The sequence below is a fragment of the Anoxybacillus sp. LAT27 genome (genome assembly GCF_022030075.1).
Taxonomy (GTDB): domain Bacteria; phylum Bacillota; class Bacilli; order Bacillales; family Anoxybacillaceae; genus Anoxybacillus; species Anoxybacillus kestanbolensis.
The window spans coordinates 1-234 of the sequence record NZ_JAIWYK010000292.1 but is presented as its reverse complement, the minus strand read 5'-3'; the positions used below and the strand labels follow the sequence as shown (position 1 = coordinate 234).

Below are 234 nucleotides of genomic sequence, written 5' to 3'. Positions count from 1 at the left end.
ATCAGCTCCAACACCTTCTCTTTTTCTTTCGTTTCCATCGCCTTCACCTCTCTTTGCAGTTGTTGCTCTTCTTCCTCCGACAGCTTCACATACGTTTCAAAAAAGCCCAACAGCAGCCGTTGCCTCGCTTCATCCAGTTCCAACCGCACGAGCATGCGCAAACACTCTTTTTTCAGTTCAATCCGTTCACTTTCAGTATACCCCATTTGGCTGAGCAAGGCAGCGGCCACCGGA

The 234-nt window shown here is 49.6% G+C and carries 1 pseudogene; it reads right to left on the bottom strand.

From position 1 onward, the window contains the following. A pseudogene (locus LD028_RS09505) lies at window positions 1-234 on the bottom strand (DUF4351 domain-containing protein); the annotation flags it as partial.